General features: G+C 74.6%; 20 protein-coding genes and 1 tRNA gene. All 21 read right to left on the bottom strand.

The window, feature by feature from the left end; genetic code table 11:
• Nucleotides 1-1,395 carry a protein translocase subunit SecF gene (gene secF, locus HL189_RS08855; protein WP_369133321.1) on the bottom strand — a complete coding sequence of 465 codons (1,395 nt, stop codon included), beginning with the start codon at nt 1,393-1,395 and terminating at the stop codon, nt 1-3.
• Complete coding sequence (gene secD, locus HL189_RS08850) at nt 1,392-3,068, bottom strand: protein translocase subunit SecD (RefSeq protein WP_369133320.1); 1,677 nt, start codon at nt 3,066-3,068, stop codon at nt 1,392-1,394. The genes secF and secD overlap by 4 nt, the downstream gene beginning before the upstream one ends.
• 12 nt (nt 3,069-3,080) lie before the next feature.
• On the bottom strand, nt 3,081-3,410 hold the full coding sequence (gene yajC, locus HL189_RS08845) for a preprotein translocase subunit YajC (protein ID WP_369133319.1): 330 nt from the start codon (nt 3,408-3,410) through the stop codon (nt 3,081-3,083).
• 150 nt (nt 3,411-3,560) lie between these two features.
• A complete protein-coding gene (gene ruvB, locus HL189_RS08840; protein WP_369133450.1) occupies nt 3,561-4,661 on the bottom strand; it encodes a Holliday junction branch migration DNA helicase RuvB in 1,101 nt (366 codons plus the stop codon).
• A 34-nt stretch (nt 4,662-4,695) separates the two neighbouring features.
• Nucleotides 4,696-5,331, bottom strand: a complete 636-nt coding sequence (gene ruvA / locus HL189_RS08835) for a Holliday junction branch migration protein RuvA (RefSeq protein ID WP_369133318.1) — start codon at nt 5,329-5,331, stop codon at nt 4,696-4,698.
• Nucleotides 5,328-5,897 carry a crossover junction endodeoxyribonuclease RuvC gene (ruvC, locus tag HL189_RS08830; protein ID WP_369133449.1) on the bottom strand — a complete coding sequence of 190 codons (570 nt, stop codon included), beginning with the start codon at nt 5,895-5,897 and terminating at the stop codon, nt 5,328-5,330. The genes ruvA and ruvC overlap by 4 nt, the downstream gene beginning before the upstream one ends.
• Nucleotides 5,898-6,008: 111 nt before the next feature.
• Nucleotides 6,009-6,755 carry a YebC/PmpR family DNA-binding transcriptional regulator gene (locus tag HL189_RS08825; RefSeq protein ID WP_369133317.1) on the bottom strand — a complete coding sequence of 249 codons (747 nt, stop codon included), beginning with the start codon at nt 6,753-6,755 and terminating at the stop codon, nt 6,009-6,011.
• 227 nt (nt 6,756-6,982) lie between these two features.
• On the bottom strand, nt 6,983-7,645 hold the full coding sequence (gene pdxT / locus HL189_RS08820) for a pyridoxal 5'-phosphate synthase glutaminase subunit PdxT (RefSeq protein ID WP_369133316.1): 663 nt from the start codon (nt 7,643-7,645) through the stop codon (nt 6,983-6,985).
• Nucleotides 7,642-8,553, bottom strand: a complete 912-nt coding sequence (gene pdxS, locus HL189_RS08815) for a pyridoxal 5'-phosphate synthase lyase subunit PdxS (protein ID WP_369133448.1) — start codon at nt 8,551-8,553, stop codon at nt 7,642-7,644. Before pdxS ends, pdxT begins: the two co-directional genes overlap by 4 nt.
• 55 nt (nt 8,554-8,608) lie before the next feature.
• Nucleotides 8,609-9,145 (bottom strand): hypothetical protein, encoded by a 537-nt coding sequence (locus HL189_RS08810; protein WP_369133315.1) that lies wholly within the window; start codon nt 9,143-9,145, stop codon nt 8,609-8,611.
• Nucleotides 9,146-9,154: 9 nt separating this feature from the next.
• Nucleotides 9,155-10,375, bottom strand: coding sequence for a glycosyltransferase family 4 protein (locus HL189_RS08805; RefSeq protein ID WP_369133314.1), 1,221 nt, complete (start codon nt 10,373-10,375; stop codon nt 9,155-9,157).
• Nucleotides 10,376-11,326: a phosphatidylinositol mannoside acyltransferase gene (locus HL189_RS08800; protein ID WP_369133313.1), complete on the bottom strand. Its 951-nt coding sequence runs from the start codon at nt 11,324-11,326 to the stop codon at nt 10,376-10,378.
• Nucleotides 11,323-11,976, bottom strand: a complete 654-nt coding sequence (pgsA, locus tag HL189_RS08795) for a phosphatidylinositol phosphate synthase (protein ID WP_369133312.1) — start codon at nt 11,974-11,976, stop codon at nt 11,323-11,325. Before pgsA ends, HL189_RS08800 begins: the two co-directional genes overlap by 4 nt.
• The gene (locus tag HL189_RS08790; RefSeq protein WP_369133311.1) at nt 11,976-12,563 is read right to left on the bottom strand and encodes an HIT domain-containing protein; all 588 of its coding nucleotides are present in this window, start codon (nt 12,561-12,563) and stop codon (nt 11,976-11,978) included. Before HL189_RS08790 ends, pgsA begins: the two co-directional genes overlap by 1 nt.
• Nucleotides 12,560-14,599, bottom strand: coding sequence for a threonine--tRNA ligase (gene thrS / locus HL189_RS08785; RefSeq protein ID WP_369133310.1), 2,040 nt, complete (start codon nt 14,597-14,599; stop codon nt 12,560-12,562). The genes HL189_RS08790 and thrS overlap by 4 nt, the downstream gene beginning before the upstream one ends.
• A gap of 77 nt (nt 14,600-14,676) precedes the next feature.
• On the bottom strand, nt 14,677-15,261 hold the full coding sequence (locus tag HL189_RS08780; RefSeq protein WP_369133309.1) for an MOSC N-terminal beta barrel domain-containing protein: 585 nt from the start codon (nt 15,259-15,261) through the stop codon (nt 14,677-14,679).
• Between the two features lie 10 nt (nt 15,262-15,271).
• Nucleotides 15,272-15,682 carry an HNH endonuclease gene (locus HL189_RS08775; RefSeq protein ID WP_369133308.1) on the bottom strand — a complete coding sequence of 137 codons (411 nt, stop codon included), beginning with the start codon at nt 15,680-15,682 and terminating at the stop codon, nt 15,272-15,274.
• An 82-nt stretch (nt 15,683-15,764) separates the two neighbouring features.
• Nucleotides 15,765-15,836 (bottom strand) — tRNA-Val (locus tag HL189_RS08770).
• Nucleotides 15,837-15,861: 25 nt separating this feature from the next.
• Nucleotides 15,862-16,353: a TIGR02611 family protein gene (locus HL189_RS08765; RefSeq protein ID WP_369133307.1), complete on the bottom strand. Its 492-nt coding sequence runs from the start codon at nt 16,351-16,353 to the stop codon at nt 15,862-15,864.
• 14 nt (nt 16,354-16,367) lie between these two features.
• Entirely contained in the window at nt 16,368-17,276 is a 909-nt protein-coding gene (locus HL189_RS08760) for an anti-sigma factor (protein WP_369133306.1), read from the bottom strand.
• Entirely contained in the window at nt 17,273-17,896 is a 624-nt protein-coding gene (locus HL189_RS08755; RefSeq protein ID WP_369133305.1) for a sigma-70 family RNA polymerase sigma factor, read from the bottom strand. The genes HL189_RS08760 and HL189_RS08755 overlap by 4 nt, the downstream gene beginning before the upstream one ends.
• Nucleotides 17,897-18,020: the final 124 nt, after the last annotated feature.

The raw sequence follows: 18,020 nt of genomic DNA, 5'->3' as shown, positions 1-18,020 counted from the left end.
TCACCGGCGCTTCCGGCCGGCCGGCCGGGAGCCGGTCCGCTGCGGACGCTGACCCGGCCGCGGGGCCGCCGTCCGGCCGGCCGGCGCGGTGCCCTGCACGGATGCCGGCGACTCGACCTGGACGTCGGCCTCCGGACGCTCGGGCAGCGCCTCGGTGCGCTCGGCCACCGCGACCGCCGAGCGGCGGGGAGCCCCACCGGCGCGCCGGGCGCTGGCGACCGGGCCGGCCGCCGGGGCGCCGCCCTGGCGGGCCTCGGCCGCGCGGCGGGCGAGCACCCGCTTGCGCACCTGCTGCATGGCCGGCTGGCGCTCCACGAGCTCGGCCACGATCGGCGTCGCCAGGAAGATCGAGCTGTAGGCGCCGGCGATCAGGCCGACGAACAGCACGAGCGCGAGGTCCTTGAGCGTGCCCGCGCCCAGCAGTCCGGCGCCGACGAAGAGCAGGCCGGCGACCGGCAGCAGCGCGATCAGCGTGGTGTTGATCGACCGCATGAGGGTCTGGTTGACGGCCAGGTTCGCCGCCTCGGTGTAGGTGCTGCGGGCGCTCTTCTCCAGGTCCTTGGTGTTCTCGTCGACCTTGTCGAACACCACCACGGTGTCGTACAGCGAGAACCCGAGGATGGTCAGCAGCCCGACCACCGTCGAGGGCGAGACCTCGAACCCGATCAGCGCGTAGACGCCGGCGGTGACCACGAGGTCGTGGATCAGCGCGGCGATCGCGCCGATGGCCATCGTGAACTGGAAGCGGATGCCGAGGAACAGCACCACCGCGACGAGGAAGACGACCAGGGCCAGCAGCGCCTGGTTGGTGACGTCGCCGCCCCAGTCGGCGCTGACCGCCTGCACGCTGACGTCGGCCGGCGCGACCCCGGCCGCGTCGGCCACCGCCGCGACGACGGTCTCCTCCTCGGCGTTGTCCAGGGCGCTGGTCCGCAGCATCACCGAGTTGCCGCCCACCACCTGGGAGCTGGACACCTCGGCGCCGGCGTCCTCCGCGGCCTGCCGGATGTCGGCGAGCTGCTCGCTGCCGGCCGTCACGCGCAGGCTGTTGCCCCCGGCGAACTCGATGCTGAAGTTGAACCCGCGCACCAGCATGGCCAGGGCGCACAGCGCCACGACGACGGCGGTGACCTTGAACCAGAAGCGGCGCTTGCCCACCGCGTCCAGGCCGGCCTCGCCGTTGTAGAGCCGGTGGACCAGCGAGGCCCGCGGCGCGAGCGCCGCGGCGTTCCGGTCCACGCCCTCCGCGGGCAGTCCGGCGTCGGCGAGTGCCTGGTCACCGGTGCTGTCACCGGCGGCCTCGGCCCGCACGTCGACGTCGTCGACCTGCTCGTCGGCCGCGGAGCCCACGGGCACCGGGGTCTCCGCGGCGTCGCTGCGGTCGCGGGGGGTCATCGGGTGCTCCCGTTCGTGCTGCTGCTCCCGGCGCCGACGAGTTCCCGGCCGGGCCGGGGAGCCGCCGGGCGGCGGCTGTGGTCGACGTTGCCGAGGCCGGAGAAGCGGGTCGTGCCGAAGGCCTTGACCCGGCTGAGCACGGCCATGAGCGGATGGGTGAAGAGGAAGACGACGATCAGGTCGAGCACCGTCGACAGGCCGAGGGTGAAGGCGAAGCCCTTGACGTCGCCGATCGCCAGCCAGTACAGGATCGCCGCGGCCAGGAAGCTCACCGCGTCGGCCGACAGGATGGTCCGGCGGGCGCGGACCCAGGCCCGCGGGGTGGCGCTGCGCAGGCTGCGGCCCTCGCGGATCTCGTCCTTGAGCCGTTCGAAGTACACGACGAAGGAGTCGGCGGTGATGCCCACCGAGACGATGAACCCGGCGATGCCGGCCAGGCTGAGCGCGAAGCCGATCTCCCGGCCGAGCAGGACCAGGCAGGCGTAGACGACGACCGCGGACAGCACGAGGCTGGCGATCATCACCAGGCCGAGGATCCGGTAGTACAGCAACGCGTAGACGAACACCAGCGCGATGCCGAGGGCCCCGGCGATCAGGCCGGCCCGCAGCTGCTCGCTGCCCAGCTCCGTGGAGATCGACTGCGCCGTCGCCTGGGTGAAGGTCAGCGGCAGGGCGCCGTACTTCAGCTGGTTGGCCAGCTCCGTCGCCTCGGCCTCGGAGAAGTTGCCGGTGATCTGCGTCGTGCCGCCGGCGATCGCGCTGTTGATCGTCGGCGCGGAGACCACCCGGCCGTCGAGGGTGATCGCCACGTTGTTGCCGACGTTGGCCGCGGTGTACTCGGCCCAGGCGGCCGACCCGGCCGAGTTGAAGTCCAGGTTGACCACCCAGGCGCCGGTGGTGGCCTCGGTGCCCGCCGTCGCGTCGGTGATGTCGGTGCCCTCGATGACCGCCGGGCCGAGCAGGAACTTCGCGGTGCCGTCGTCGAAGCAGGCCGCGATGTGGTCCTCGGCCCGGTCGACGGTCGTGGTGGTGGTGTCGCAGGTGAGGGTCGCGTAGGCCGCCGCCGCCTGCTCCTGGGTCACGACCGGGGCGTCGGCGTCGGGGATGGTCGGGTCGATGGCCGCGCCGCTGCCGGTGGCCGCCGGGTCGGTGGTGGCCGGCGCGGACTCGGTCGGCTCGGCGGCGTCGGTCGGCTCGGCGGCGTCGGTCGGCTCGGCGGCGTCGGTCGGCTCGGCGGCGTCCGTGCTCTCGGCTGAGTCCGTGGGCTCGGCGGCGTCGGTGCTCTCGGCCGGGGTGGCGGCCTCCGGGCCGGCCAGGACCGGACGGAACCGAAGCTGCGCGGTGGCCCCCAGCTCCCGGGCCTGGTCGCCGTCCTCCCCGGGGACGGAGATGACGATGTTGCTGTCGCCCTCGGTGACCACCTCGGCCTCGGCGACGCCGAGGCCGTTGACCCGCTGCTCGATGATCTGGCGGGCGAGCTCGAGGTCCTCGGTAGCGGGCGCCTTGCCGTCGGGCGTGCGGGCGGTGAGCGTCACCGTGGTGCCGCCCTGCAGGTCCAGGCCGAGCTGCGGGGTGCGCTGGTCACCGGTGAGGAAGATCAGCGCGTACATCGTGGCGATGATCAGGACGAACGCCGCGAAGTAGCGGCTGGCGCGGAGCTGTGGGGCGGCCATGCGAGCGCCGCGTCAGCGGGTGGGGTCGGTGGGGTCGCCGTCGACGAACCCCGTGGAGTTGCCGCTCGCGTTCGGGCCGCCCACCGGGGTGCGGACCTCCATGACCGCCGGGCGGGCCACGGTGATGACGACGCCCGCCGCGATCTGCAGGTCGACGGTGCCCTCACCCAGGCCGGCCACCGTGCCGTGGATGCCGCTGGTCAACATGACCGGCGTGCCGATCGTCAGGGACTCCTGCAGTGCCTGGGCCTTCGCCTGCATCTTCTTGCGCTGGCGGGCCGGCAGCACGATGAGCAGCACGAAGGCCAGGGCGAGCAGGACGAGCGGGAAGAGCTGTTCCACGACTGGTGAGCCTCTCTACCGCGGCGGGGGTCGCGCGGTGGGTGCGGCCCGGGGGTGGGCCGCTCGGGTACGTCGGCGCCGGCGCGTGGTGGCACCGGACGCGGCACGCCCACCCGGGCACTCCCGGGTTGCGCGCCAACGCCGGTGAGTCTAGGCGTCGAACAGCGTCTGTGACGAAGGCCCGTCCGGTGTCGCGTCCCCTGCTCCCCCACTGAGCGCAAGACCACCACGGGGCACCGCGTACCCCAGGTGACGGAAGGCCGCCTCGGTGGCGACCCGCCCGCGGGGGGTGCGGGCGAGCAGCCCGGCCCGCACGAGGAACGGCTCGCACACCTCCTCCACGGTGTGCGGCTCCTCCCCCACGGCGACCGCGAGCGTGGCGACCCCGACCGGCCCGCCGCCGAACTTGGTCACCAGCGCGTCGAGCACCGAGCGGTCGAGCCGGTCCAGGCCGAGGTCGTCGACGTCGTAGAGGGTCAGCGCGGCCCGGGCCACCTCGAGGGTGACCCGCCCGTCGGCCTTGACCTCGGCGAAGTCGCGCACCCGGCGCAGCAGCCGGTTGGCGATCCGGGGCGTGCCGCGGGAGCGGCCGGCGATCTCGGCCGACCCGTCGGGGGTCAGCTCGACGCCCAGCAGGTCGGCGCTGCGGGCGAGCACCCGCTGCAGGTCGGCGGTCTCGTAGAACTCCATCTGGCCGACGAAGCCGAACCGGTCGCGCAGCGGCCCGGTGAGCAGGCCCGCCCGGGTGGTGGCACCGACCAGGGTGAACGGGTTGATCTCCAGCGGGATGGCGGTGGCGCCGGGGCCCTTGCCGACGACGACGTCGACCCGGAAGTCCTCCATCGCCATGTACAGCAGTTCCTCGGCGGGCCGGGCGATGCGGTGGATCTCGTCGATGAACAGCACGTCGCCGGGCGCGAGGTTGGACAGCATGGCCGCGAGGTCGCCGGAGCGCTCGATGGCCGGGCCGCTGGTGATCTTCACCGCCGTCCCGAGCTCCGAGCCGATGATCAGCGCCAGGCTGGTCTTGCCCAGCCCGGGGGGCCCGGACAGCAGCACGTGGTCCGGCGGCCGGCCTCGTCGCTTCGCGCCCTCGAGCACGAGGTCCAGCTGACGGGCGACCTTGGGCTGGCCGATGAAGTCCGCGAGCGAGTGGGGGCGCAGCGCCGACTCGACGACCCGCTCCTCGTCCCCGGCCGACGCGGCGACGGAGAAGTCCCGGGTGGCGCCCTCGGCCGCCTCCCCGGCCAGCGACCGGTCGAACGGCGCGCTCACGACCCGCTCCTCACGACCGGCCCAGGATCTGCAGGGCCCGCCGCAGCAGCACCGCGACCTGGACGCCGCCGTTCGCGGCCTGCTCCTCGGCGACCGGCTCCAGGGCGGCGAGCGCGGTCTCCGCCTCCCGGCCGCTCCAGCCCAGCCCGATCAGCGCGGACACCAGCTGGTCGCGCCACGGCGCCACCGGCGTGACGGCAGGCAGGCCGGCCGCGGCCGGCCCGTCGAGCTGGGTGTCGGTGCTCGTTACGCCGAGCCGGTCGCGCAGCTCCAGCACCAGGCGCTCGGCGCCCTTCTTGCCGATGCCGGGGACCTGCATGAGCGCCTTGAGGTCGCCCATCGACACGGCACGGCGGACCTCGCGGGGCGGGTGGATGGCCAGCACCGCCTGGGCGAGGCGGGGGCCGACGCCGTTCGCGGTCTGCAGCAACTCGAACAGCTGGCGCTCGTCGTCGTCGGCGAAGCCGTACAGGGTCAGCGAGTCCTCGCGGACGATGAGGCTGGTGGACAGCCGGGCCTGCTCCCCCACCTGCAGCCGGGCGATGGTGCCGGGCGTGCACTGGACGGTGAGCCCCACCCCGCCGACCTCGACCACCGCGCCGTCGGGCGACACCGCCGCGACCCGGCCGTTCACGCTGGCGATCACCGGGCCACCCCCGTCCAGCGGGGCAAGGTGCGGGCGCCGGGCAGCGGGGCGCCGATCCCGCCGGCGAGCGCGGCGGTGCGCAGCCGCTGCTGGGCCGGGGCCCGCCAGACGTGGCAGATGGCCAGCGCCAGCGCGTCGGCGGCGTCGGCCGGCTTCGGTGGGCTGGCGAGCCCCAGCACCCGGGTGACCATGAGGGTGACCTGCTCCTTGTCCGCGCGGCCGCTGCCGGAGATGGCGGCCTTGACCTCGCTGGGCGTGTGCCAGGCGACCGGCAGGTCCGCCTGGGCGGCGGCCAGCGCGGCCACCCCGGCGGCCTGCGCGGTTCCGGTGGCCGTGCCCTTGTTGTTCTGGGTGAAGACCCGCTCGATCGCCACGGCGGCGGGCCGGTGCTCACGCAGCAGCGCGGTCACCGCGGTGTGCACCTCCAGCAGCCGGAGCTCCAGGTCGAGGTCGGGGTGCGTGCGGAGCACGCCGACCCCCACCGCGGTCGGTCGCGCGCCGGGGCGCCCCTCGACCACGCCCCAGCCGCACCGGGTGAGCCCCGGGTCGATGCCGAGCACCCGCATGAGCACACCCCCACCATCGCACGAACACGTGTTCGATGGGAACGCTAACCGGGAGTCGGGGCTCGACGCGGACACGACACGCGCCACCCGGGCTGAGCGGGGGACGGCGTCCTACAACTTCTCCATGACCGCGTCGGGCACGTCGTAGTTCGCGTACACGTTCTGCACGTCGTCGAGGTCCTCGAGGGCGTCGATCAGCCGGAACACCTTGGCCGCGCCGTCCTCGTCGAGCTCCACCTGCACGCTGGGCACGAACCCCGCCTCGGCCGAGTCGTAGTCGATGCCGGCGTCCTGCAGCGCGGTGCGCACGGCGACCAGGTCGGTCGGCTCGCAGACCACCTCGAAGCTGTCCCCGAGGTCCCGCACCTCCTCCGCGCCCGCGTCGAGCACGGCCATCAGCACGTCGTCCTCGGTGTTGCCCGCCGCGGGCACCACGACGACGCCCTTGCGGGAGAAGAGGTAGGACACCGACCCCGGGTCGGCCATCGAGCCGCCGTTGCGCGACATCGCCGTCCGGACCTCCATCGCGGAGCGGTTCTTGTTGTCGGTGAGGCACTCGATCAGCACGGCGACACCGCCTGCGGCGTAGCCCTCGTAGGTGATCGACTGGTAGTCCACGCCACCGGCCTCGAGCCCCGCGCCGCGCTTGACCGCGCGGTCGATGTTGTCGTTGGGGACCGAGGTCTTCTTCGCCTTCTGGATGGCGTCGTACAGCGTGGGGTTGCCCGCCGGGTCACCGCCGCCGGTGCGGGCCGCGACCTCGATGTTCTTGACCAGCTTGGCGAAGAGCTTGCCGCGCTTGGCGTCGATGCCGGCCTTCTTGTGCTTGGTCGTCGCCCACTTGGAATGGCCGCTCACTTGCTCTCCTCGCTGGCGCTCGTCGACCGCGTTCGCGGTGCTGCTGTGCTGGATGGTGAGCTCGCGAGCTCGCTCACTTGCTCTCCTCGCTGGCGCTCGTCGACCGCGTTCGCGGTGCTGCTGTGCTGGATGGTGAGCTCGCGAGCTCGCTCACTTGCTCTCCTCGCTGGCGCTCGTCGACCGCGTTCGCGGTGCTGCTGTGCTGGATGGTGAGCTCGCGAGCTCGCTCACGATTTCTCCTCACTGCCGGCGCCGACGGCGGCACCGGTCGAACTCAGGTCCTCGGCGCGGGCGGCCTGGACCAGCTCCACGAACAGGGCGTGCACCCGGGGGTCCCCGGTGAGCTCGGGGTGGAAGCTGGTGGCCACGAGGCGGCCCTGGCGCACCGCGACGATCCTACCGTCGGCCGGTCCGCCCTCGACCCGGCCGAGGACCTGCACGTCCGCCCCGGCGGCCTCCACCCATGGCGCCCGGATGAACACCGCGTGCACCGGCCCCCCCTCGACGCCGGCGATCGCCACCTCCGACTCGAACGAGTCCACCTGCCGGCCGAACGCGTTGCGGCGCACGGTGACGTCCAACCCGCCGAGGGTCTGCTGGTCGGCGGGGGCGTCCAGCACCCGGTCGGCCAGCATGATCATCCCGGCGCAGGAGCCGTAGACCGGCAGCCCTCCGGCCACCGCGGCGCGCAGTGGCCCGAGCAGCCCGAACCGGTCGGCGAGCTTGGCCATCGTGGTGGACTCCCCGCCGGGCAGGACGAGCCCGTCGACCGCGGCCAGCTCCTGCGGCCGGCGCACCGGGACCGCCACGGCGCCGGCCGCGTGCAGCGCGGCCGTGTGCTCCCGGACGTCGCCCTGCAGCGCCAGGACCCCGATGCTCGGCGCGCTCACCAGCCGCGGGTGGCGTAGCGCTCGCTCTCCGGCAGCGTGCTCACGTTGATCCCGACCATCGGCTCGCCGAGCCCGCGGGAGACCTTGGCGATCACGGCCGGGTCGTCGAAGAAGGTGGTGGCCTGCACGATCGCGGCCGCCCGCAGCGCCGGGTCGCCGGACTTGAAGATCCCCGAGCCGACGAAGACGCCCTCGGCACCGAGCTGCATCATCATCGCGGCGTCCGCGGGGGTGGCGATGCCGCCCGCGGTGAAGAGCACGACCGGCAGCTTGCCGGCGCGGGCCACCTCGACGACCAGGTCGTGCGGCGCGCGCAGCTCCTTGGCCGCGACGAACAGCTCGGTCTCGTCCAGCGTGCCCAGCCGCTTGATCCCGGCGCGCAGCGCGCGCATGTGCCGGGTCGCCTCCACCACGTTGCCCGTGCCGGCCTCGCCCTTGGAGCGGATCATCGCCGCGCCCTCGGCGATCCTGCGCAACGCCTCGCCCAGGTCGGTGGCGCCGCAGACGAAGGGCACCGTGAAGGCGGACTTGTCGATGTGGTGCGCCTCGTCGGCCGGGGTGAGCACCTCGGACTCGTCGATGTAGTCGACGCCGAGCGCCTGCAGCACCTGCGCCTCGACGAAGTGCCCGATCCGCGCCTTGGCCATCACCGGGATCGAGACCGCCTCGATGATGCCCTGGATCATGTCGGGGTCGCTCATCCGCGCGATGCCGCCCTGGGCACGGATGTCGGCGGGGACGCGCTCCAGCGCCATCACCGCCACCGCCCCGGCGTCCTCGGCGATCTTGGCCTGCTCGGGGGTGACGACGTCCATGATCACGCCGCCCTTGAGCTGCTCGGCCATGCCGCGCTTCACCAGGTCGGTGCCGGTGTGGGCGGGGACGGGGGCGTGCTGGGGGTCGTTCAGGGCCACGGGTGCTGCCTCGCAGATCGGGGACGCGGACGTCCCAGCCTACGGCGGATCAGCCGGATCGATACCCGCGGGCGGACGCCGGCCCGGTGAGGACGGCGTCCAGCCCGTCGTCGATGTCGAAGTAGCGGGGCAGCGGACGTCGGGCGTGCAGCCGCAGCGCGCGGCTGAGCCGCCGCCGGCGCAGCGCCCGGGTGTCCCGGACGGCGTCGTTGTAGAACCGCCGGGCCAGCCCCACCCGCACCCCGGCGTCGTCGAGCTCGGGGAACCGGATGTCGTCGGGCACCCGGCGCAGCAGCCGGCCCAGGGTGTTCTCCGCGGCCTCCCGGTCGTCGGCGGCGGGAACGCGGGCGCCGGCGGCCGCGCCGGCGAGCTCGCCGGCCAGGTCCGGCCCCAGCTCGGCCGCCAGCTCGCGCGCCAGGGCCGCGGTCAGCTCCGCGCGGCGCAGCAGGGCGCCGTCGAGCACCGTCCGCGCCCGGCGGACCCGACCCTCCAGCCGGCGCAGCCGGGTCAGCGTCCACGCGGTCCAGACCAGCAGCAGGAGGACCAGCAGCCCGCCGGCGAGCAGCAGCCACTCCCCGGTCGTCACGGTTCCAGGCTAGCGGCGGACCCGCCGCCGGAAGGGACCCCGCGGCTCCGGCAGGCCGCCCGGCGCGCCACCGAGGAGGACGTCGTCGTTCTCCGCGGAGGCGGTGACGGCCGCGCTCCCGGCCGGCGCCACCGTCTCGTACACGGTGAGGATCCGCCGGGCCACGACCGACCAGTCGTAGGCGGCGACCGCCCGCCGTCCCGCGGCCGCGAACTGCGCGCGGAGGGCGGGCGCCGCGAGCAGCTCGGACAGCGACCGGGCCAGCACCGCCGGGTCACCGCGCCGGACCAGCGTCCCCGCGGCCCCGTCCTGCAGCACGCGGGCGAAGGCGTCCAGGTCGCTGGCGACGACCGGCGCGCCGGCGGCCATCGCCTCGAGCAGGATCACGCCGAAGCTCTCACCGAGCAGGTTCGGGGCGCAGTACACGTCGACCGACCGCAGGAAGGCCGCCTTGTCCGCCTCGCTCAGCGCGCCGAGCAGCGTCACGCGGTCCCGCAGGTCGTCGGTCACCAGCTCGGCGAACTCGTCGGGGTCACCCCGGCCGGCCACCCACAGCTGCGCGTCCGGGTGCTCCCGGACGACCTCGCGCATCGCCTCGAGCAGCACCGGCAGGCCCTTGCGCGGCTCGTCGTAGCGGCCGATGAAACCGATGATCGGCGGTCCCTCCCCGCGGCGGTGGCCGGGGAGCGACGGGCCGTCGGCGAACGCGTCCACGTGCACTCCGTTGGGGATGACCACGGCGTCCCCGCCGAGGTGCTCGACCTGCACCCGGCGGGCGAAGTCCGACACCGCGATCCGGCCGCCGATCCGCTCCAGCCACGGCCGTACCCACGGCCCGACCGCGGCGAGCCACCGCGAGCGGATGGTGGCCGCGTGGAAGGTGGCCACGATCGGCCCCTTGGCGATCATGCAGACCAGCAGCGACACCGACGGCGAGGCCGGCTCGTGCACGTGGACGACGTCGAAGGCGCCCTCCCGGAGCCACCGCCGCGCACGGGCGGCGGAGACCAGTCCGAACTGGACGCTGGCCATCGAGCCGTTGTACGGGATGGGCACGGCGCGGCCGGCCCAGGTGACGTGCTCGGTGGGCAGCGCCTCCTCGTGCTCGGCCGGGGTGAACACCTCGACGTGGTGGCCCATCCCGCGCAGCGTCTCGGCGAGGTCGCGCACGTGGTACTGGACGCCCCCGGGGACGTCCCACTGGTAGGGGCAGACCAGCCCGATGCGCATTCAGCGCACCTCCGCGGTCGCCCGTCCGGGAGCGCGGTCGGGGTCCGGCCCGACGTCGGCCCAGATCCGGCCCAGCACGTGCCAGTCCTCGGGGCGCTCGGCGATCGTCGTCTCGAAGGCGGTCGCCACCTGCTGCATCATCCCGGCGACCCGGTCCCGCAGCCGGGGGTCGGTGCCCGCCGGCACCTCCGGGTGGACGACGAACCGCCAGCCCCGGTCGGTGAACTGGCAGACCGCGGGCAGCAGCGCGGCGCCGGTCTGCGCGGCGAGCAGCGCGGGACCACCGGGCATCGTGGTGGGCCGGCCGAAGAAGCCGACCGGCACGCCGCCGCCGGTGAGGTCCCGGTCCACCAGCAGGCAGACCGAACGGCCGGCGCGGACCCAGTCGGTCAGCTCCGCGGAGCTGGAGCGGGCCCCACCGGTGAGCGGCACCACCCGCATGCCGAGCGACTCGCGGTACGCCAGGAACCGGCGGTACAAGGACTCGGGCTCGAGCCGTTCGGCGACGGTCATGAAGGGGGCGCCGAGCCAGTCGAGGAACCAGACCCCGGCGACGTCCCAGTTCCCGCTGTGCGGCAGGGCCACGACGATCCCGCGGCCTTCCGCGCGGACCCGCTCCAGGTGCTCGCGGCCCTCGATCACCGAGTCCGCGACCACCCGCTCGGTGCCGAGGACGGGCAGCCGGAAGGCCTCCTCCCAGTACCGGGCGTAGGACTGCATCGCCCGCCGGGTGAGCCCGTCGAGCGCGTCGTCGTCCAGCGCGCCCCCGGCGGCCACCCGCAGGTTGGCCCGCAGCTGGCGCACCCCGCGCCCGCCCCGCCCGGCGGCCCAGCCGCCGGCCCGCGCGGCGCCGGCCCGGGCGACCGGCTCGGGCAGCAGCCGGATCGCCCGCCAGCCGGCGGCGTAGCCGAGGTCGGTGAGCCGGCCGCCGAGGTCGCCGAGGCCGGTCACGGCACCGGTGGGGCGGACGGCGCGTCGGCCGGGCGGGGCGGCAGCGGCCGGCCCGCGGCCTGCTGGCGGACGACGACGAACCGCTGGACGACGGTCACCGCGCTCCCGGCCAGCAGCACCCACAGCGCCACGTGCACGGCGAACGGGATGCCCAGCCCGGTGAAACCGGTGCCCACGAGGACCAGGATCAGCCGCTCGGTGCGCTCGACGACCCCGACGTCGCAGGTCAGCCCCACGCCCTCGGCGCGCGCCTTGACGTAGGAGGTGAGGACCCCCAGGACCAGGCACAGCAGCGCGAGCAGGACCAGCAGCCGGTTGTCGCCCTCCCCGGAGTACCACCAGGCCAGCGCGCCGAAGATGGCCGCGTCGGCGGCGCGGTCGCCGGTGGAGTCCAGGACCGCCCCGTACAGCGACCCGCCGCCGCGGGCCCGGGCGAGCGCCCCGTCGAGCATGTCCAGCAGGACGAAGAGGGTGACCGCGAACGCGCCCCAGAACAGCTGCCCGTTGCCGATGAGGAAGACCGCGGAGGCAACCGCGCCGAGCGTGCCGGTGAGGGTCACCGCGTCCGCGGTGACCCCGGCACGGACCAGCCCGCGCACCACGGGGTTCCAGAACCGGGCGACAGCCGGACGGAGGTTGACGCCGAGCATCAGGCCTCCGTCGGGGAGGCAGGGTGGGTCGACGGCCAGGCCGCCGCGAGGAGCCGCCGGGTCTCCGCGAGCACCTGCGGCAGCACCCGGGTCAGCCCGAGGACGGGCATGAAGTTGGTGTCCCCGCCCCAGCGCGGCACCGCGTGCTGGTGCAGGTGGTCGGCGATGCCGGCGCCGGCGACCGACCCCTGGTTCATGCCGATGTTGAAGCCGTGGGCGCCGCTCACCTGCCGCACCACGCGCATCGCCGTCTGGGTGAACGCGCCCAGCTCGGCCACCTCGGCGACGGTGAGGTCGGTGTAGTCGGGCACGTGCCGGTACGGGACCACCATCAGGTGCCCGGCGTTGTACGGGTAGAGGTTCAGGACGGCGAACACCGTCTCCCCGCGGGCGACGACCAGGCCGTCCTCGTCGCTCATCGCCGGGATGAGGCAGAACGGGCAGTCGTCGGCGCCGCCGGTGCTGGGCTTGCCCTCGCCCCGGATGTAGGCCATCCGGTACGGCGTCCAGAGCTGCTCGAAGACCGAGGACGGCCCCCCGTCGTCGTTGGCGACGGTCAGCCGCAGTTGCGCGGGGCCGTCGCTCATCCGGCGACCTGCGGGGTGTCGGCGGCCGGGTCGGCGTTGTGCCGGGCCGCCACCCAGGCGACGACCTGCTCGACCGCGTCGGCCACCGGGACCCCGTTGTGCTGGGACCCGTCCCGGTAGCGGAAGGACACCGCGCCGGCTTCGGCGTCGGTGGCCCCGGCGATGAGCACGAAGGGCACCTTCTGCTTGCTGGCGGTGCGGATCTTCTTCTGCATGCGGTCGTCGGAGTCGTCGATCTCCACCCGGATGCCCCGGGCCCGCAGCCGCAGCGCGACGTCGGCCAGGTAGGGCACCTGCTCGTCGGTGACCGGGATGCCGACCACCTGCACCGGGGCGAGCCAGGCGGGGAAGGCGCCGGCGTAGTGCTCGGTGAGCACTCCGAAGAACCGCTCGATCGAGCCGAACTTGGCCGAGTGGATCATCACCGGCTGCTGCCGGGTGCCGTCGGGCGCGCTGTACTCCAGGCCGAACCGGGCCGGCTGGTTGAAGTCGTACTGGATGGTCGACATCTGCCAGGTGCGGCCGATCGCGTCCCGGGCCTGGACGGAGATCTTCGGCCCGTAGTAGGCGGCGCCGCCCGGGTCGGGCACGAGCTCCAGGCCGGTCTCCCGGGCCGCCTCCTCCAGGACCGCGGTGGCGACCGCCCACTGCTCGTCCGAGCCGATGAACTTGGCCTGCTTGGTCGGGTCGTCCCCGCGGGTGGACAGCTCCAGGTAGTAGTCGTCCAGCCCGAAGTCGCGCAGCAGCCCGAGCACGAACGACAGCAGGTGCCGGATCTCGCCGGACGCCTGCTCGGGGGTGACGTAGCTGTGCGAGTCGTCCTGGGTCAGCCCGCGCACCCGGGTGAGGCCGTGGACGACACCGGACTTCTCGTACCGGTACACCGAGCCGAACTCGAAGAACCGCAGCGGCAGCTCGCGGTAGGACCGCCCGCGCGACCGGAAGATCAGGTTGTGCATCGGGCAGTTCATGGCCTTGAGGAAGTACTCGCTGTTCTCCAGCTCCATGGCCGGGAACATCGTCTCCTCGTAGTAGGGCAGGTGCCCGGAGGTCTCGAACAGGCCGCGCTTGGAGATGTGCGGCGTCCCGACGTACTGGAAGCCCTCCTCCAGGTGCCGACGGCGGACGTAGTCCTCCATCTCCCGCTTCACGACCCCGCCCTTGGGGTGGAACACGGCCAGCCCGGAGCCGATCTCGTCGGGGAAGCTGAACAGGTCCAGCTCCACGCCCAGCCGGCGGTGGTCGCGGCGCTCGGCCTCGGCCAGGTGCTCCAGGTACGCCTTGTGCGCGTCCCTGCTCTCCCAGGCGGTGCCGTAGACGCGCTGCAGCTGCGGGTTCTTCTCGCTCCCCCGCCAGTACGCGGCGGCGCTGCGGGTCAGGCTGAAGGCGGGGATGGCCGAGGTCCGCGGCAGGTGCGGGCCGCGGCACAGGTCGGTCCAGACGAGGTCCCCGGTGCGCGGGTCGCGGTTGTCGTACATGGTCAGCTGCGCGCCGCCGACCTCCACCGATGCACCGTCGTCGGCCCCGTCGGCGCCGCCCTTGAGCCCGATCAGCTCGAGCTTGTACGGCTCGTGCGCCAGCTCGGCCCGGGCGTCGTCGTCGCTGATCTCCCGCCGGGCGAAGTGCTGCCCCTGCTTGACGATCTCCTGCATGCGCTTCTCCAGCGCCTTCAGGTCCTCCGGGGTGAACGGCCGCTCGGGGTCGAAGTCGTAGTAGAAGCCGTTCTCGACCGGCGGGCCGATCCCCAGCCGGGTGCCGGGGAACAGGTCCTGCACCGCCTGGGCGAGCACGTGCGCGGTGGAGTGCCGGATCACCGCCCGGCCCTCCGGGCTGGCGGCGACGACCGGCTCGACCTCGACCTCGGTGTCGGGGGTCCAGGCCAGGTCCCGCAGGTCGCCGGTGGCCACGTCCCGGACGACGACCGCACCGTCGGGGCCCTTCAGCGGGACGCCGGCGTCCTTGAGCGCCTGCTGGGCCGTCGTCCCGGCCGGCACCCGGATCGGCGCGGCGGTGGACGGCGAGGGCGGCGCGGACACGAGCATCTCCTGTGGTCGGTGCTCCCGGACGGACAGCCGGGACTTCCGAGACTAGTGCGCGGCCGGACGGGGCCGGGTCAGGCGGGCGCAACCGCCCCGGCGCCTGAGTCCAGCAGCTCGACGGCGTCGCCGGCGGCGACCCGACCGGGCAGCTGCACCTCGGCGTAGACGCCCAGGCAGTGCTTCGGGGTCCGGACGACGTCCAGCACGACCTCGCCGATCCGCAGCCGCCGGCCCACCCAGTCCCGCTCGTCCACCCCGCCCGGCAGGTGCAGCTCCAGGTTGGCCCGGGGGTCGTCGGCGGAGCAGCCCTCGGGCACGTCCCCGGCGGAGGCCCGCTCGATCGCGCCGCGCGAGACCAGGTGGACGGCGGCGGCGTCGACCTGCGGCCCGGCCGAGGACGGCGCCAGCCGCACCGGCCGGCCGAGCACCTCGGTGAGCGTGATGGTGTCCGCCTCGGTGTCGCCGGTGGCCACGACCCCGGCCAGCTGCGGAGTGCTCTTCACCGTGACCCGCTCGCCGGTGTCGGCGTCGACGACGGCGTAGGCGCGGTCGCCGCGCAGGCCGGCGGCGTCGACCGCCGCCTCCGGGACGGTGCGCCCACCCAGCGACTTCACCGGGTACACCGCGATCCGGCCCACGCTGCCCACGACCTCGCCCATGCCCGCGACGCTACGCGGGCACCGGGGACCCGGCAGCACCGTCGTTACCGGGCGGGCGCCGCCGCGCCAGCCGGCGCAGCTGCGCGTCCAGGTAGGGCCGCGCGCGCCGCTGCCCACCCCGCGCCGCGATCGCCTCGGCCAACCCGGCCAGCACGCGGGCGAGGCGCTCCTCGTCGGCCGGCCAGCCGCGCCGCAGGCACTCCTCGAGCCACTCCACCGGCGCGGTGTGCCCGCGCTGGCCGTTGCACCGGCGGCACGCGGCCACCTCGTTCTCCAGCCAGCTGGGCCCGCCCTTCACCCGGGGCACGACGTGCTCGGTCGAGGGGAGGACGTGCCCGGTGAGCTCCCGCCCGCACCAGATGCACGTCGGCCCGTCCCGCTCCACGGCGGCCAGCAGGCGGGCGGCCCGGTCCAGTGCCATCGCGCTCCATGGTGCGCCCGGCGCGGGGACGGCGCAGACGACGCCGGCCCCCGACCTGATCAGGTCGGGGGCCGGTGCACGGTGGGCGATACTGGGTTCGAACCAGTGACCTCTTCGGTGTGAACGAAGCGCTCTACCACTGAGCCAATCGCCCGTGCGCCAGACATTCTGCCAGACGCTCAGCGCCAGAGCGGCACCCACCCCGGCACCCATCCGGGCACGCCCGTCATGTGCAGGGTGACCACCATGACGCCGCAGACGAAGGCGGCGGTCAGCGCGGCCACCGCGATCCGCACCCACAGCCGCTGCCGGCCCAGCCACTCGGTCCAGCGGTGGACGTGCCGCCGGGTGAACGCCAGCAGGCGCTCGGCCCAGGCGAACTCCGTGGCGAGCACGAACAGGCCGGCGATGACCGTGAGCCAGCCCGGACCGGGCAGCGGGATCGTGACGATGCCCACGGAGACGACGGCCGCGCCGACCACCCCGACCGACATGCGGTACGGGGCCTCGATGCTGCGCCGGGCGGCGATGCGTCGCCGCCAGTGCGAGGCGGCGACCCGCTCGCGCAGGCTGTGGTGCTCGTGCGGGTGCCGGTGCAGGTGCCGGTGCCGATGGGTGGTTGCCGGGGGCGCCGACGGGCGGCGCGTGGGGTGCCCCCCCAACGCCGTCACCGTGTCCTGCTCGCTCAGCTGGGCACCTCCCCGGTCGCCACGATCACCGTCGGAGCCGGCGGAGCCTGCCGGCCGGGCTCGATGCTGATGCCGAACTCGTCGTAGTCGCCCGACCCGGCCCCCGTGGAGCCTACGTCCCGGACGTCCATCTGTGAGGAGACCACGTCGAAGGTGCCGAGGGCCACGGGTGAGCCGTCACCGATCCCCCACACGACGTAGGTGGACTCCCCGCCGTTGACCGCCAGGCCGGACGCCACGACCTGCAGCCGGCCCTCCCGGGCCACCACGGTGGCGACCTCCCGGCCCCCGTCGGTCATCGGTGCGATCGTCGCGCGGCCGGGGGCCAGCAGCGCCTCCACGATCGCGGCCTGCTCGGCCGCGGCCGCCTCCGCGGCCTGGCGCTGCCCGGTCAGCACGACGTTCCACGCCCCGAGCACCAGGACGGCGGCGATCGAGGCCGCGACCAGCGCCGGGGGCAGCACCCGCCGCCAGGAGGAGGGTGGCCGGGGCGGCAGCTCCGGCCGGCGCACCCCGAGCTCCCCGACTGCCGCCTCGTCCCCGGCGCCGGGCCCGGCCGGATCCGGCGCGGCGGGCAGCGGCGGTCGGGCGGCCGGCTCGGGTCGCCGCGCGGTCGGCGCGGGCCGCACCTGCTCGGGACGTACCTGCTCGGTCTCCTCGACCGCCGCCAGGAGGCGGTCGCGCAGCCGTCCGGTGGGCTCAGCGGCCGGCAGGTCGGCGGCCATCGCCGACATCACCCCGGCGGCGTCGGCCACCGTGCGGGCGCACCGGTCGCAGCCGGGCAGGTGCGCGGCGAAGCGCACCTCGTCGTCGGGCTCCAGGGCGTGCAGCGCCCAGCCGACGGCCAGCTCTTCCCACTCGCGGTGGTCGGCCCCCCGGCCGGGACCCGCCTGCGGGGCGGTCACCGCGCGGTCCCGTCGGCCCGGGAGGTGTCGCCGGGCAGGCCGCCGGTGCCCAGCATCTCCTCCAGCCTCCGCATGCCGGTCAGCATGCGGCTCTTGACCGTCCCGAGGGGAGCACCGGTCAGCGCGGCCACCTCCCGTTGGGTGTAGCCGCCGTAGTACGCCAGGGTCAGGGCCTCCCGCTGGGCCTCGGGGAGCGCCCGCAACGCCGTCCGCACCCGCTCGGCGGCGACCCGGTCCACCGCGTCCTCCGCCACGTCCCCGGTGCGGTTCGGCGCGGAGAGCGCCAGGTCCTCCTCCGCCCGCGCCCGGCGGCGGCGGTGCGACTCCTCGCGGCGGACGGCGTCCACCGCCTTGTGGTGGACCATCGCCAGCAGCCAGGACGCGACGCTGCCCCGGCTCCCGTCGAAGGCCGACGGCTCGCGCCAGACGCTCAGGAACACGTCCTGCAGCACGTCCTCGGCGAGGACGTCGTCGGCCAGCACGCGGCGGGCCAGCGCGAACGCCGGCCGGCGGAACCGGTCGTACAGGTCCGCGACGGCGGACCGGTCGCCCGCGGAGATCCGGCGCAACAGGTCGAGGTCCGCCGCGCCGTCGGGGAGACGGCGGGTCGGTCGGCTCACGGCCCCAATGGTCACACGGGACCTTCGTCCCGCGACCGCCCCGCGGTTCACCGCCCGGACGGGCCGCGAACGACCTGTGTTGCCGGTCACTCCGTGTGACGCCTGTGACGGACGGTGCAGGTGA

It is taken from the genome of Modestobacter sp. I12A-02662, from assembly GCF_041028325.1.
GTDB lineage: Bacteria > Actinomycetota > Actinomycetes > Mycobacteriales > Geodermatophilaceae > Modestobacter.
The sequence above is the reverse complement of the archived record's forward strand: the minus strand, read 5'-3'. Positions and strand labels throughout refer to the sequence as shown.

Bases quoted from the DNA above. Each gene is read 5' to 3' on its own strand.
- secF (WP_369133321.1), bottom strand. From the start codon at position 1,395: ATGACCCCCCGCGACCGCAGCGACGCCGCGGAGACCCCGGTGCCCGTG.
- secD (WP_369133320.1), bottom strand. From the start codon at position 3,068: ATGGCCGCCCCACAGCTCCGCGCCAGCCGCTACTTCGCGGCGTTCGTC.
- ruvC (WP_369133449.1), bottom strand. From the start codon at position 5,897: ATGCGGGTGCTCGGCATCGACCCGGGGCTCACCCGGTGCGGCTGGGGC.
- HL189_RS08805 (WP_369133314.1), bottom strand. From the start codon at position 10,375: ATGCGCATCGGGCTGGTCTGCCCCTACCAGTGGGACGTCCCCGGGGGC.
- pgsA (WP_369133312.1), bottom strand. From the start codon at position 11,976: ATGCTCGGCGTCAACCTCCGTCCGGCTGTCGCCCGGTTCTGGAACCCC.
- HL189_RS08790 (WP_369133311.1), bottom strand. From the start codon at position 12,563: ATGAGCGACGGCCCCGCGCAACTGCGGCTGACCGTCGCCAACGACGAC.
- HL189_RS08780 (WP_369133309.1), bottom strand. From the start codon at position 15,261: ATGGGCGAGGTCGTGGGCAGCGTGGGCCGGATCGCGGTGTACCCGGTG.
- HL189_RS08775 (WP_369133308.1), bottom strand. From the start codon at position 15,682: ATGGCACTGGACCGGGCCGCCCGCCTGCTGGCCGCCGTGGAGCGGGAC.